12 protein-coding genes are annotated in these 14,673 nt (G+C 73.1%); 10 read left to right on the forward strand and 2 right to left on the reverse strand.

Annotated elements, in window-relative coordinates:
• Positions 1-80 precede the first annotated feature (80 nt).
• Complete coding sequence (gene radA / locus ACZ4Z5_RS27810) at positions 81-1,490, reverse strand: DNA repair protein RadA (RefSeq protein ID WP_468267458.1); 1,410 nt, start codon at positions 1,488-1,490, stop codon at positions 81-83.
• A 216-nt stretch (positions 1,491-1,706) separates the two neighbouring features.
• On the opposite strand from radA, the gene ACZ4Z5_RS27815 reads away from it, so the two are divergent.
• A complete protein-coding gene (locus tag ACZ4Z5_RS27815) occupies positions 1,707-3,395 on the forward strand; it encodes a BACON domain-containing protein (RefSeq protein WP_468267460.1) in 1,689 nt (562 codons plus the stop codon).
• 367 nt (positions 3,396-3,762) lie between these two features.
• Here ACZ4Z5_RS27815 and ACZ4Z5_RS27820 read toward each other — a convergent pair whose 3' ends face one another.
• Positions 3,763-4,560, reverse strand: coding sequence for a DUF3109 family protein (locus ACZ4Z5_RS27820; protein ID WP_468267492.1), 798 nt, complete (start codon positions 4,558-4,560; stop codon positions 3,763-3,765).
• Positions 4,561-4,684: 124 nt separating this feature from the next.
• On the opposite strand from ACZ4Z5_RS27820, the gene ACZ4Z5_RS27825 reads away from it, so the two are divergent.
• The 9 genes from ACZ4Z5_RS27825 to proC all read left to right on the forward strand — a co-directional run bounded on the left by ACZ4Z5_RS27825 (position 4,685) and on the right by proC (position 14,298).
• The gene (locus ACZ4Z5_RS27825; protein WP_468267462.1) at positions 4,685-5,611 is read left to right on the forward strand and encodes a Ppx/GppA family phosphatase; all 927 of its coding nucleotides are present in this window, start codon (positions 4,685-4,687) and stop codon (positions 5,609-5,611) included.
• A 696-nt stretch (positions 5,612-6,307) separates the two neighbouring features.
• On the forward strand, positions 6,308-7,132 hold the full coding sequence (locus ACZ4Z5_RS27830; RefSeq protein ID WP_468267464.1) for a sugar phosphate isomerase/epimerase family protein: 825 nt from the start codon (positions 6,308-6,310) through the stop codon (positions 7,130-7,132).
• The gene (locus ACZ4Z5_RS27835) at positions 7,129-7,740 is read left to right on the forward strand and encodes a TetR/AcrR family transcriptional regulator (RefSeq protein ID WP_468267466.1); all 612 of its coding nucleotides are present in this window, start codon (positions 7,129-7,131) and stop codon (positions 7,738-7,740) included. Before ACZ4Z5_RS27830 ends, ACZ4Z5_RS27835 begins: the two co-directional genes overlap by 4 nt.
• A 510-nt stretch (positions 7,741-8,250) precedes the next feature.
• Complete coding sequence (gene ilvD / locus ACZ4Z5_RS27840; RefSeq protein WP_468267468.1) at positions 8,251-10,101, forward strand: dihydroxy-acid dehydratase; 1,851 nt, start codon at positions 8,251-8,253, stop codon at positions 10,099-10,101.
• A gap of 142 nt (positions 10,102-10,243) precedes the next feature.
• A complete protein-coding gene (locus ACZ4Z5_RS27845) occupies positions 10,244-10,792 on the forward strand; it encodes a hypothetical protein (RefSeq protein WP_468267470.1) in 549 nt (182 codons plus the stop codon).
• Positions 10,793-10,813: 21 nt separating this feature from the next.
• Positions 10,814-11,575, forward strand: coding sequence for a class I SAM-dependent methyltransferase (locus ACZ4Z5_RS27850; RefSeq protein ID WP_468267472.1), 762 nt, complete (start codon positions 10,814-10,816; stop codon positions 11,573-11,575).
• Between the two features lie 74 nt (positions 11,576-11,649).
• Complete coding sequence (locus tag ACZ4Z5_RS27855; RefSeq protein ID WP_468267474.1) at positions 11,650-12,483, forward strand: ABC transporter ATP-binding protein; 834 nt, start codon at positions 11,650-11,652, stop codon at positions 12,481-12,483.
• On the forward strand, positions 12,480-13,256 hold the full coding sequence (locus tag ACZ4Z5_RS27860) for an ABC transporter permease (protein WP_468267476.1): 777 nt from the start codon (positions 12,480-12,482) through the stop codon (positions 13,254-13,256). Before ACZ4Z5_RS27855 ends, ACZ4Z5_RS27860 begins: the two co-directional genes overlap by 4 nt.
• A 232-nt stretch (positions 13,257-13,488) precedes the next feature.
• Positions 13,489-14,298: a pyrroline-5-carboxylate reductase gene (gene proC / locus ACZ4Z5_RS27865; protein ID WP_468267478.1), complete on the forward strand. Its 810-nt coding sequence runs from the start codon at positions 13,489-13,491 to the stop codon at positions 14,296-14,298.
• The last annotated feature ends 375 nt before the right edge of the window (positions 14,299-14,673 follow it).

Below are 14,673 nucleotides of genomic sequence, written 5' to 3' on the forward strand. Positions count from 1 at the left end.
TTCGTGGCCTCCAGGCCGTGTTCCGGTCGGCCTCGTGGCCCGCGTGCCGGTCGTACGGACGGGCGAGACCTGCGCAAAGTCTACCGGCGCGCGTCCTCCTCCTGGGGGGCCTGTCCGCGAGAGCGGCGGGGAAGGACCCTCAGCGCGTCCCCCATGTCGGCGACCTCGATCACCTTCATCCCGGGAGGGACCTTGCCCGGATCACCCGGCACCAGGGCATGGGTGAAGCCCAGCCGGTGCGCCTCGGCGAGCCGGCGCTGGACTCCGGTCACCCGCCTGACCTCGCCCGCGAGGCCCACTTCGCCGATCGCGACGAGGTTCTTCGGCAGCGGGGTGTCGCTGGCCGCGCTGGCCAGCGCCAGGGCGATCGCGAGGTCCGCGGCCGGCTCGGAGAGCTTCACCCCGCCGACCGTCGCGCTGTAGATGTCCCGCTTCCCGAGCGCGCTGATCCGGCCACGCTGCTCCAGCACCGCCAGCATCATCGACACCCGGGACGTCTCCAGCCCCGACGTGGTGCGCCGGGGCGAGGGGATCTGGGAGTCGACGGTGAGCGCCTGCACCTCGGCGACCAGAGGCCGGCGGCCCTCCAGGGTGACGGTCAGACAGGTGCCCGGGACCGGTTCGGCACGGCGGGTGAGGAACAGGCCGGACGGGTCGGCGAGGCCGGTGATCCCCTCGTCGTGCAGCTCGAAGCAGCCGACCTCGTCCGTGGCTCCGTACCGGTTCTTCACGCCCCGCACCAGCCGCAGCCGGGCGTGCCGGTCGCCCTCGAAGTGCAGCACCACATCCACCAGGTGCTCCAGCAGCCGCGGTCCCGCGATCGCCCCGTCCTTGGTGACGTGGCCCACGAGCAGCGTGGACATGCCGCGCTCCTTGGAGGCCCTGATCAGTGCCCCCGCCACCTCGCGGACCTGGGCCATGCCGCCGGGCGCACCGTCGATCTCGGGCGAGGCGACGGTCTGCACGGAGTCCAGGATCAGCAGGGACGGCTTGACCGCGTCCAGATGACCGAGCACCGCCGACAGGTCCGTCTCGGCCGCGAGATAGAGGTGGTCGTTCAGCGCGTTGATCCGGTCGGCGCGCAGCCGCACCTGGCTCGCGGACTCCTCGCCCGTGACGTAGAGGGTGCGGTGCTCGTCGCTCGCCGCCTTCGCGGCGACGTCCAGCAGCAGCGTGGACTTGCCGACGCCGGGCTCGCCGGCGAGCAGCACCACCGCGCCCGGCACCAGTCCGCCGCCCAGCACCCGGTCCAGCTCGTCCACCCCTGTGGAACGGGCCGTGGCCTGCCGGCCGTCGACCTGCCCGATGGGCAGCGCGGCGGTGGAGACGCGTCCGGCGGCGGTCGTCCGGACGGCGGGCGCCCCGAACTCCTCGACCGTGCCCCACGCCTGGCACTCGGGGCAACGGCCGAGCCACTTGGCGGTCGTCCAGCCGCACTCGGTGCAGCGGTAGGACGGCCGGTCCTTCGCGGATTTGGTACGGGGAGCCATGGCGTCACCGTATCGGTGCCCACTGACAACGGTGGGCCGGTCCCCGGTCCGCCCTCCGGCACGGAGCCCATGGACGGGAGGACGGAGTCCATAGAGGGGTCCGACGACCGTGCGCCACCCCGCTGTCCCCTTTCGAGGGATACGTTCACCCGTAAGCATTAAATGCGGCCAACCGGTACGAAGGGTCGTGCAATCGGCCCCTACGGTCACCGGGTGATGAGCAGCAGGCCGGAACACCCCATGCACTCGAACGGCGCACACCGGGAGCAGCGCCGGGCGTCCCGTACCGTCGCGCAGCAGCCGCCGGCGCGCTACGAGCCGTACCTGGACGGGCTGTTCACCTACTGCCTCTCCGTCCTGTGCGAGCACGACGAGGCGACGGCCGTGCTCGGCGACGTCCTGGCCATCGCCGAGCGGAACCACGGCCGGTGTCCCGGCGGCGAAGCGGAGCGCAGGGCCTGGCTGTACGCGCTCGCCCGCTGGTCGTGTCTGCGGCGGCTGGGGGAGCGCAAACGGGAGCGCCAGGTGGCGCACGCCCTCCGGCGAGGCCCCGGGGACGCGCCCTCTGCGCCCGCCTCCTGCTCGCAGGCCGGCCGCCGGGTGCCGGCCGGGAAGCCGCCCCTCTCCGAGGAGGCCATGGCGCAGCGCCGCGCTGAACTGTCCCGGCTGGCCTGGCCGGAGGCCGCCGGCACCACGCCCGAACAGCGCGAATCCCTCGAACTCGCCGTACGGCACCAGCTGGGCCGGGGCGAGGTCGCAGCTGTCCTCGGCCTGACGCCCGCGGCCGCCCGTGAGCTGCTCGCCTCGGCCGCCTGCGAGGTCGAGCGGACCCGGGCCGCGCTCGCCGTCGTGGAGACCGGCAACTGCCCGACCGTCGCGCGGCTCACCGCCGACCACCAGGTCCTGGTGTCCGCCGCGCTGCGCCAGGAACTCGTACGGCACGTCGACGACTGCCCGCGCTGCCGGCGCACCGCGGAGCGCGTCGGCGCGTCCGGCCCGTGGCCCGGCTCCACGGTGACCCCGGCGGCGCTGCCGCTGGTCGAGGCGTCCCGGGCCGCCGTGTACATGGCGATGCTGCACGTGCCCAGGGCCCGGGCCGCGGCCCCGCGCTTCGATCGCAGCGGTTTCCCGATGGACCCCAAGGACCACGCCGCCCGCCGCGACCGCATGCGTGCCCGCGCGGTCACCACGACGGTGGTGGCGACCGTCGTCGCGGCTCCCGTGCTCGCCCTCTGGGCGGCGTACCGGGGAGCACCGATGACCGGCGAGGGGCACGACGGCACGTCCGTGACGGCGAGCGACGCGGAGGTGTCGGCGGACCGCTCGGGCGACCGCTCCTACGACCGGTACGAGAACGCGGGCAGCGCCCGCAGCTCGGACGGCCCCGCCCCAGGCGGCGGCCCCGGCATCTCGGTCGAGGTCATCAGCTCCGGCACCGCGCAGCCCGCCCGGTCCGGTGACACGGGCCCGGGCCGGCTCGCCGTCACCGCCCGGTCCGCCGGGAACGCCACGGCCGTCACGCTGACCGCCTCCGGCGGCGCCCCGGTGTCCTGGACCGTCTGGACGGACGCCCCCTGGCTCCGGACGAGCCGCTCGTCCGGCACCCTCGCCCCGGGCGAGTCCGTCACGGTGTACGTCACCGTGGACCCCTCCCGGGAGCCCTCGGGGCCGTGGACCGCCCGCATCGGCATCGAGCCGTCGGGTGCAGCGGTGCGGATCACGGGGCGTGGAGCGGCACCGGCCCCGACCCCGCCCCGGCCGACACCGCCGCCCTCCCCGGAGCCGACGCCCACGCCGACCGAGCCGCCGCCCTCGACACCTCCCCCGGCCGACCCCACGCCGACACCCACGGACCCGGGCACCCCCGCCCCGACCGAGCCCCCGGGCGAGGTCCCGGAGGGCTGACGGTGGGCTGACGGGGTCGACGAGGTCCCCGGGGGCTGACGGAGGAGCTGACAGCGCTGGCGCGGCCCCGGAGGGCTGACGGTGGGCCGACGCGTCGCCCCGTTCACTCGCCGGTTTCGCGGCGTGTCTGCGGAGGCCCTCGGCCGCGTCGGTCCGCGCCGCCACGCACCCCGTGGGCACGCCGGGAGCACCCGACCGTACGAGCGGGTGCGCCGCAAGAGGCCGCGCCCTCGGAGCCCCCGCCGCTCCCCCGCCGGGACAGGCGGGGCCCCGCCGCTCAGGGCCTCCGGCAAGCGCGCGGCGTCCCTCGGGGGCGCGCCGCGCGCAGTGCGTCCTGCACGACCTCAGGACGGGTCGACCGGGTGTCTCAGGACGGGTCCGCCGGGTCCGCCGGGTGCGGGGCCAGCAGCGGCAGCCGCGAGGCGAGGCGCTGCTCGCACAGCTGCACCAGCTGCTCGTAGCCCTCCTTGCCCATCAGCTCGGTGAGCTCCGCGCGGTACGAGACGTAGACCGGCTCGCCCGCGCCGTGCGCCGAGGTCGCGCTGGTGCACCACCAGTGCAGGTCATGACCGCCCGGGCCCCAGCCGCGCCGGTCGTACTCGCCGATGCTGATCCGCAGCACCCGCGTGTCGTCCGGCCGGTCGATCCAGTCGTACGAGCGCCGCACCGGCAGCTGCCAGCACACGTCCGGCTTGGTCTCCAGCGGCTCCCGGCCCTCGCGCAGCGCCAGGATGTGCAGCGCACAGCCCGCGCCGCCCGCGAACCCCGGACGGTTCTGGAAGATGCAGGAGCCATTCCACCTGCGGGTCTGCCGTTCGCCGTCCTCCTCGTCGATCTGCACCCAGCCGCTCCGGGTGCCGACGTCGTGGAACTGCCACTCGTCCGGGGTCAGCCGCGCCACGTGCTCCGCGACCCGCTGCTCGTCCTCCTCGTCCGAGAAGTGCGCGCCCAGCGTGCAGCACCCGTCGTCGGCCCGGCCCGCCTGGATGCCCTGGCAGCCGCTGCCGAAGATGCAGTTCCAGCGGGACGTGAGCCAGGTCAGGTCGCAACGGAACAGCTGCTCGTCGTCCGCCGGGTCGGGGAATTCCACCCAGGCCCGTGCGAAGTCCAGTCCGACCTCGTCGGAGACGGCGATCCTCACGGCGTCGTCGACGGGGGAGGACATGGACTGGCCGGGCAGCCTGGACTGCTCCGGTGCGTTCGCGGGATTCGCGCTTTTGCCCTGCTTCGCCTTTTTCGTCTTTGGCACAAGGCAAGGGTATGCGGGAGGGCGCAGTAGCGTTCCGCTTATGAGACTCGGAGTCCTCGACGTGGGATCGAACACGATTCACCTGCTGGTGGTGGACGCGCACCCCGGCGCGCGCCCCCTGCCGGCGCACTCGCACAAGGAGGAACTGCGGCTCGCGGAACTCCTCGACGACACCGGGGCCATCGGCGAGCACGGCGTCGACCGCCTGATCGGCACCATCAGGAGCGCCCTCGAAGCCGCCGAGGACAAGGGCGTCGAGGAGGTCCTCCCGTTCGCCACCTCGGCGGTGCGCGAGGCGACCAACGCGGACCAGGTCCTGGCCCGGGTGCGGGACGAGACCGGCGTAGACCTGACCGTCCTCACCGGCAGCGAGGAGGCGCGGCTCACCTTCCTCGCCGCCCGCCGCTGGTTCGGCTGGTCCGCCGGCCGACTCCTCGTCCTCGACATCGGCGGCGGCTCCCTGGAGGTCGCCTACGGCATCGACGAGGAACCCGACGCGGCGGCCTCCCTGCCGCTGGGCGCCGGTCGGCTCACCCTGGGCTGGCTGCCCGGCGACCCGCCCGCGCCGGCCGATGTGAAGGCACTGCGCCGCCACGCCCGCGCGGAGATCGCCCGCACGGTCGGGGAATTCAGCCGCCTGGGCACCCCCGACCATGTCGTGGCCACCTCCAAGACCTTCAAACAGCTCGCGCGGATCGCGGGTGCCGCCCGCTCCGCCGAGGGCCTGTACATCGAGCGCACGCTGTCCCGCGAAGCGCTGGAGGAGTGGGTCCCCAAGCTGGCCGGTATGAACGCCGCCCAGCGCTCCCAGCTCCCCGGTGTCTCCGAGGGCCGTGCCCGGCAGCTCCTCGCCGGTGCGCTCGTCGCCGAGGGCGCGATGGACCTGTTCGGCGTCGACGAGCTGGAGATCTGCCCCTGGGCGCTCCGCGAGGGCGTGATCCTCCGCCGCCTGGACCACCTGCCGTAGGACGCCCGGGTCGCCGCGTGGCCCCACGGACGGGGCCACGCGGGCGCCGGGCTCCGGCTCGCGGCCCGTTCTCGCGCCCCGGTGCACGCGGGCGCCCGGATCCGCTCCCCCGGGGGGCTCGGCTGCTGCCGTCGGGGTCCGGTCCTTCCCACGGGGGTCGGCCCCTCGCGGGTGCACCCGGACCTCTCTTGGGCGCTCGGCGTGTCGTGCCGGAGTCCGGCCGGGCGGCAGACCGCTCCGGTCGGAGTGCGTATCTCACCCGGGGCACCCGGCGCCGGGCTCCGGTGCGCACACGTCCCGGCTCCCTCCCGGCAGGAGCCCGACCGGCTCCCGCTCCCGCGGGTGTCCGGCCCCTCGCGTCGGGGTTCGGCCTCTTCTTGTGGGAGGCGATTGGCTGCGGTCGGAGTCGGCCCCCGTAGGCGCTCGGCCCGTGCGACGGTTCGTACCCTCCTCCATGAGGCGCCCGGCCCCTACACGGGCCGCCCGGCCCCGCCCGTCGGCGTCCCGGCCACCTCCCGGGGGAGCCGCCACGTCTGTGCCCCGGGGACGCCTCTGCGCGGCCGCACGGGGCCGACGCCGCCGCGGCCCGGGAGTGTCCCGGGGGTGTCCCCGGGGGTGTCCTACACGTCACACTGCCGGCGCCGGACCACGGGGTTCCCGGGTACGGGCCGCACGACGGCCCGTACGCTGTCCCTCGTGGCAGAACCAGTGGTGCGCATCCCGGACGCGAAGGTCGCACTGTCGACGGCCTCTGTGTACCCGGAGTCGACGGCGACGGCCTTCGAGATCGCCGCGCGGCTCGGCTACGACGGCGTCGAGGTCATGGTGTGGACCGATCCGGTCAGCCAGGACATCGAGGCACTGCGGCGCCTCTCGGACTACCACGGCGTTCCGATCCTCGCCGTCCACGCCCCGTGCCTCCTGATCACCCAGCGCGTGTGGTCCACGGACCCCTGGACGAAGCTCCAGCGGGCCAGGGCCGCCGCCGAGAAGCTGGGCGCCTCGACCGTCGTCGTGCACCCGCCGTTCCGCTGGCAGCGGCAGTACGCCCGGGACTTCGTCACGGGCATCTGGCGGATGGCCCACGAGACGGACGTCCGGTTCGCCGTCGAGAACATGTATCCCTGGCGCTACCGGGACCGCGAGATGCTCGCCTACGCCCCGGACTGGGACGTCACCAAGGACGACTACCGGCACTTCACGGTCGACCTCTCGCACACCGCCACCGCCCGGACCGACACCCTGGCGATGGTCGACCGTATGGGCGACCGGCTCGCGCATGTGCACCTCGCCGACGGCAAGGGGTCGGCGAAGGACGAGCACCTGGTGCCGGGCCGCGGCAGTCAGCCCTGTGCCGAGCTGCTCGAACGTCTCGCCCTCACGGGATTCGACGGGCACGTGGTGATCGAGGTCAACACCCGGCGGGCCATGTCCGCGGCCGAGCGCGAGGCCGACCTCGCGGAAGCGCTGGCGTTCACCCGACTGCACCTCGCGTCCTCCCTGCGGGTGCCGCGGACGTGACGGGAGAGGAACCCCGGCGCCGGGGCAGGCCGCCCCGCCGGAAGGCGGACGCCGGGCCGGGCACCCGGGAGCGCATCCTGGAGGCAGCCCGCAAGGAATTCGCCGAGCGCGGCTACGACAAGACGTCGGTGCGCGGCATCGCCAAGTCGGCTGGTGTGGACCCGGCCCTGGTCCACCACTACTTCGGCACCAAGGACGAGATGTTCGCGGCCGCCATCGAGGTGTCGTTCGAAGCGGACCTCGTCGTCCCGTCGGTGCTCGGACAGGGACCGGAAGGGATCGGCGAGCGGCTCGCCCGCTACTTCCTCGGCGTGTGGGAGAACCCGGCGACCCGCGCGCCGCTGCTGGCGATCGTCCGGTCGGCGATGACCCACGAGGCCGCGGCGGCCGTACTCCGGGGCTTCGTACTGCGCCGGATCCTGGAGCGGATCGTCGCCGAGCTCGACGTCCCGAACCCGAGGTTCCGGGCCGAGCTCGCCGCCTCGCACATGATCGGCATCGCGATCGTGCGCTATGTGATCCGTGTCGAGCCCATGGCGTCCGTGCCGCCGGACGAGATCGTCGAGATGGTCGCACCGACGCTCCAGCGGTACCTGACGGGGGCCTGACCGGCCCGGACCCGGCAGGAGCCACAAGAGCCCCCGACCCGGCAAGTTCATGCGCGATCCGGCAGCCGCGCCCGGAGGTACGGCCGGGCAGCCGCGCGCAGAGGCACGACCGTGCAGCCGCGTGAGGCGACATGGCCGCGCAGTTGCCCGCGGAGGCATGACCGGGCCGCGCACGGACGCACGACCAGGTAGCCGGCCCACACGGTCGTGACCGTCGCCCACCCGGACCCGGCCGCCGGACGCACGGACAGGACGGACCGGCGGGTACGCAGACGCGGGGTACCCGACCGTGACCGTCCCCCGCGCGACACGACCTCGGGCGCGTCCCCCGCCAACAAGACCGCCGACGCGCCCCCGCCCGACACGCGCGGCACACCCGCAGGCGTGACCGTAAGGTGAGTGCCCCGTCCCGCCCTGTGGACGAACCGTCTCTGCCTGGGAGACGGGGCGTACGCTCGGAGAAAGCCCCGTCTTCTTCGTCGAGGACGCCGACCCGAGGAGCGAGCGACGATGCCCGAGCTGAGGTCCCGCACTGTCACCCACGGCCGCAACATGGCGGGCGCCCGCGCCCTTATGCGGGCGTCGGGCGTAGCGAGCGAGGACATCGGCAAGCCGATCATCGCCGTCGCCAACTCCTTCACGGAGTTCGTGCCCGGTCACACCCACCTGGCGCCGGTCGGCCGGATCGTCTCCGACGCGATCCGTGCGGCGGGCGCGGTGCCGCGCGAGTTCAACACCATCGCCGTCGACGACGGCATCGCCATGGGCCACGGCGGCATGCTCTACTCCCTGCCGTCCCGCGACCTGATCGCGGACTCGGTCGAGTACATGGTCGAGGCGCACTGCGCGGACGCGCTGATCTGCATCTCCAACTGCGACAAGATCACCCCGGGAATGCTGATGGCCGCGATGCGCCTCAACATCCCGGCGATCTTCGTCTCCGGCGGCCCGATGGAGGCCGGCCAGGCCACCCTCGTGGACGGTACGGTCCGCAAGCTCGACCTGATCAACGCCATCGTCGACGCCGTCAACGAGAACGTGTCGGACGAGGACGTCCTCCGCATCGAGGAGAACGCCTGTCCCACCTGCGGCTCGTGTTCCGGCATGTTCACCGCCAACTCGATGAACTGCCTCACCGAGGCGATCGGCCTGTCGCTGCCCGGCAACGGCTCGGTCCTCGCCACGCACACCGCCCGCCGCGCCCTCTACGAGAACGCCGGCCGCACGGTCGTGGAGATCACCAAGCGCTACTACGAGCAGGGCGACGAGTCCGTCCTGCCACGCAACATCGCCACCCGCGCGGCGTTCGAGAACGCCATGGCGCTGGACATCGCGATGGGCGGCTCCACCAACACGATCCTGCACCTGCTCGCCGCCGCCCAGGAGGCCGAGCTCGACTACGACCTGAAGGACATCGACGCGGTCTCCCGTCGCGTCCCCTGCCTCGCCAAGGTCGCCCCGAACGTCGCCCCCGGCGGCACGTACTACATGGAGGACGTGCACCGGGCCGGCGGCATCCCCGCCATCCTCGGCGAGCTGTACCGCGGCGGACTCCTCAACGAGGACGTGCACACGGTCCACTCCGCGTCCCTCGCCGAATGGCTGAAGACCTGGGACGTGCGCGGAGGCTCCCCGTCCGCCGAGGCCGTCGAGCTCTGGCACGCCGCTCCGGGCTGCGTCCGCTCCGCGACGGCGTTCTCCCAGTCCGAGCGCTGGGAGTCCCTGGACCTGGACGCCGAGAACGGCTGCATCCGCTCCGTGGAGCACGCCTACTCCAAGGACGGCGGTCTCGCCGTCCTCAAGGGGAACATCGCGGTGGACGGCTGCGTGGTGAAGACCGCCGGGGTCGACGAGTCGATCTGGACGTTCGAGGGCCCGGCCGTCGTCTGCGAGTCGCAGGAGGAGGCCGTCGACAAGATCCTCTCCAAGGTCGTGAAGGAGGGCGACGTCGTCGTCATCCGCTACGAGGGCCCCAAGGGCGGCCCCGGCATGCAGGAGATGCTCTACCCGACGTCCTTCCTGAAGGGCCGCGGCCTCGGAAAGGCCTGCGCGCTCATCACCGACGGACGCTTCTCCGGCGGCACCTCCGGTCTGTCCATCGGGCACGCCTCCCCGGAGGCCGCGTCCGGCGGCACGATCGCGCTGGTCGAGGACGGCGACCGGATCCGCATCGACATCCCCAACCGGTCCATCGAGCTCCTCGTCGACGACGCCACGCTCGCGGCCCGGCGCGAGGCCCTCGGCGGGGCGTACGCCCCGAAGAACCGCGAGCGCAAGGTCTCCGCGGCCCTCCGCGCCTACGCCGCGATGGCCACCAGCGCCGACAAGGGCGCGGTCCGCGACGTGTCGAAGCTGGGCTGACGTGTCGAAGCCGGACTGACGTGCCGAAGCCACGCCCACCGGAGGCCCCCGCACCGGCCTCCGGTGACCCGGCCGGGACCGTACCCGGCCGGGTCACCGGTGCCGGGCCGGCAACCGGATGCGGACGGGGATAATCGACCTCGTGAGCGAGAGCAACAGCGGCGCCAAGCGCGAGACCGATGCCACCGGCGGCACGGCCGCCCCTGCCGGTCCGCAGCCCGAACCCCTGCGGTTCTTCGGCACCACCTGGGTGCACCACGACAACGGCTACCGCTGGCGGCGCGCCGCCGTCTCCGCCGGCTCGCTCGCCGCCGCGGCGGCCGGCTGCCTCGTGCTGAACTTCGCCTACGAGGGGCTGCGGATCGCCGACGTCGGCAGCTTCGTCGACATTCTGGTCGTCGTCATGTTCGCCATCTGCAGCGCGATCGCCTTCCGCAAGACCTGGGAGGGCTTCACCCGCCGGCCCACCGACCCCGCCCGTGAGGAGTCGCTCCGCAGCCTCAAGGCGATCGGCTTCATCGGCTCCCTGCTCGCCTACTTCCTCCGCTCGCTCACCGAGGCACCGGGCGAGAAGCTGCACCGCACCGAGTACGAGACGGCCCTCGCCCGCTACGAGCGCCGCCGGAACTCCCGCACCGGCAACCCGGGCGCGCGCCGCGGCCCGGGACGGAATCCCAAGCGCAGGAAGTAACTCCCCGATGAGGATGGGTGCATGACTACGCGTGCCCTCTCCTTCGACCAGGTCGCCTCGCAGTACGCCGAGGCCCGCCCCGGCTATCCCGACGAACTCCTCGACGTCGTCGAGGAACTCTCCGGCCGTACCCTCGACGGTGCCCGCGTCATCGACGTCGGCGCAGGGACCGGGATCGCCACTGCGCTGCTGAAGGCGCGCGGTGCCCGGCCGGTCGCCGTGGAGCCCGGCCCCGGCATGGGCGCGCAGCTGCGCCGCACCCTCCCGGACGTACCGCTCCTTCGCGCCGTCGGTGACGCCCTGCCACTCGCCGACGGCTGCGCGGACCTGGTGACCTACGCCCAGGCCTGGCACTGGACCGATCCCGCCCGGTCCGTTCCCGATGCCCTGCGCGTGCTGCGGCCGGGCGGCACGCTCGCCCTGTGGTGGAACGTCTCCGACTCCGACGTCGCATGGGTGGCCGAACAGGACGCCCGGCTCGCCCGGTACTTCTGCGGGAGGAAGCTGGAGCGGGAGAGCGTCACCCGGACCGCCCCGAGGATCATCCGCGAGGGTGATCCGGCCCTCACGCCCGTCCACCGGCGCCTCCATTGGACGCGCCGCGTCCCGCTCGACACCCACCTCGCGAACCTCGGAAGCCACTCGGCCTTCGTCGTGATCGGCCGGGAGGCCGCCGAGGCCGTCCTCGCGGCCGAGCACGACCACCTGCTGGGGCTCTTTCCCGACGGGGTCGTGGAGGAGGCCTACGCCGTGGACTTCACCGTCGTTCGCAAGCCCGCCTGAGGCACGGCACGGCACCGGAGGAGCTTCTTCCACACGTCTTGACGCGTCATGGACGCGCGCCCATTATTCAACGCATGATGAATTCCGCTCCCGCGTCCCCGACGTCCGAGGGGCCCGCCATCGAGGCCCGTGGCCTCACCGTCGTCCGCGGCACCCGCACCGTCCTCCGCGGGCTCGACTTCGTCGTGCCGCGCGGCAGGATCACCGGCCTCCTGGGCCCCTCCGGATGCGGCAAGTCCACGCTCATGCGCGCGATCGTGGGCACCCAGGCCAGGGTCTCCGGCACCCTCGACGTGCTCGGCCGCCCCGCAGGCACGGCATCGCTCCGCCCCCGCATCGGATACGTCACCCAGGCGCCGTCCGTGTACGACGACCTGACGGTCCGGCAGAACCTCGACTACTTCGCCGCGATCCTCGACCCCGGCCGCGCCGCCGCGGACCGCCGCCGCGCCCACGTCGCCCGCGCCATAGCCGACGTCGACCTCGACTCCCACGCCGACGCCCTCGCCGGTGCGCTCTCCGGCGGCCAGCGCAGCCGGGTCTCCCTCGCCGTCGCGCTCCTCGGTGCCCCCGAACTCCTCGTCCTCGACGAACCGACCGTCGGACTCGACCCCGTACTCCGCCGCGACCTGTGGAACCTCTTCCACTCGCTCGCCGACGAGCGCGGCGTGACACTCCTCGTCTCCTCGCACGTCATGGACGAGGCCGAGCGCTGCCACAGCCTGCTGCTCATGAGGAACGGCGAGATCCTCGCCGAGGACACCCCCGACGCCCTGCGCACCCGTACGGACTCCACCACCGTCGAAGCGGCCTTCCTCCACCTCGTGGACCAGGCGGACGCCCACGCCCTGGCCCGGCTCCAGGACCGGACCCAGCTCACCACCCCGGCCGAGGAGGCCCGCCCATGACCGTCCAGCCGGCCCCGGTCACCGCCCCCGCCGCCCTGTCCGTCCCCAGGACCCTCGCCACCAGCGCCCGCGTCCTGCGGCAGCTCCGCCACGACCCCCGCACCATCGCGCTGATGCTCCTGGTGCCCTGCCTGATGATCTTCCTGCTTCGCTACGTCTTCGACGGCAGCCCGCAGACCTTCGACGCCGTCGGCGCGTCACTGCTCGGCATCTTCCCGCTGGTCACGATGTTCCTCGTCACCTCCATCGCCACCCTGCGCGAACGCACCTCGGGCACCCTGGAACGCCTCCTCGCCATGCCGCTGGGCAAGGGCGACCTCATCGCGGGCTACGCCCTCGCCTTCGGCACCCTCGCCGTCGTGCAGTCCGCGCTCGCCACCGGCCTGTCCCTGTGGGTGCTCGGCCTCGACGTCACCGGCTCGCCCTGGCTGCTGCTGCTCGTCGCCCTGCTGGACGCCCTCCTCGGCACGGCCCTCGGCCTGTTCGTGTCGGCCTTCGCGGCATCGGAGTTCCAGGCCGTCCAGTTCATGCCCGCGGTGATCTTCCCCCAACTGCTGCTGTGCGGACTGTTCACCCCGCGCGACCAGATGCACCCGGTCCTGGAAGCCGTGTCCGACGTCCTCCCCATGTCGTACGCGGTCGACGGCATGAACGAAGTCCTTCGGCACACCGACGTCACCGCGGAGTTCATCCGGGACGCCCTCGTCGTCGCCGGCTGCGCACTCCTCGTCCTCGCACTCGGGGCGGCCACCCTCCGCCGCCGGACCCCCTGAGAACCCGACCCGGCACGACCGGGCTGCTCCACCGGGCCGCCGGCCCCGCACGGCCGTCCGCCCACGCGCCGACCGCTCCTCGGACACATCCGACGCCCCCACCCCGCCGGTGCGAGGATGTTCCTGTCCACGGACACCACGTCCACGGACAGCGACGACCGCACATCCGCACCGCACCGCACTGCACGGCACCCGGGCAGTGCACACGCACCGCACCGGCGAGGTGACCCGCATGACCCAGACAGTCGCAGTCCTCGGCACCGGAAAGATCGGCGAGGCCCTGCTCAGCGGCATGATCCGGGCCGGCTGGCCGGTGGCCTCCCTGCTGGTCACCGCCCGTCGCGCCGAGCGTGCCGCCGAACTGCGCACGCGCTACGGTGTCGAGGCCGTCACCAACGCCGAGGCCGCCAAGCGCGCCGACACCCTCATCCTGGCCGTGAAGCCGCAGGACATGGGCACCCTCCTCGACGAGCTCGGCCCGCACATCACCGCCGACCGACTCGTGATCAGCGCCGCCGCCGGCATTCCGACCGCCTTCATCGAGGAACGGCTCGCCGCGGACACCCCCGTGGTCCGCGTCATGCCCAACACCCCCGTCCTCGTCGACGAAGGCATGTCCGTCATCTCCGCAGGAAGCCACGCCACCGCCGAACACCTCGCCCACACCGAGGAGATCTTCGGCGGCGTCGGCAAGACCCTGCGAGTCCCCGAATCCCAGCAGGACGCCGCGACCGCCCTCTCCGGCTCCGGACCCGCGTACTTCTACTACCTCGTCGAAGCCATGACCGACGCGGGCATCCTCCTCGGACTGCCCCGCGCCCAGGCCCATGACCTCATCGTCCAGGCCGCGATCGGCGCCGCCGTGATGCTCCGCGACAGCGGCGAACACCCGGTCAAGCTCCGCGAAGCCGTGACCTCTCCCGCCGGCACGACCATCAGCGCCATCCGCGAGCTGGAGAACCACGGCGTCCGCGCCGCCCTGATCGCCGCCCTGGAAGCGGCCCGCGACCGCAGCCGCGAACTCGCCTCCGGCAACGGCTGACGGCAAGCGCGGGCACCGCGGCCGGGTGCCACCGCGCCCCGGCCGCCGTACCCGCCAGGGAGGGGTTGACATGGGTTCGGCCGACGCGTAACGTACTGCGGGTTGTCCGACGTGAGCGCCGACTTCGGTCGGTCCCCGGACAGCCATTCCGCAACAACCACTTCAGCGAGCGACCTCTTGTCGCATCGCTTCCGTGTGTTTTTGCGAAATGAGGAATCCGCGTTCGAAAGGGCGCGGGCCCGATTGGCTTTCGAGCCCGGGATTCCGCTAAAGTCTCACTCGTCGGAACGGCCCAACAGCCGGGAAGACAAGCCCCGCTGACTGGGAATCAGGCCCGAAAGGATCTGATAGAGTCGGAAAAGCCGAAAGGGAAAG

Source organism: Streptomyces sp. NPDC030222 (genome assembly GCF_055573115.1).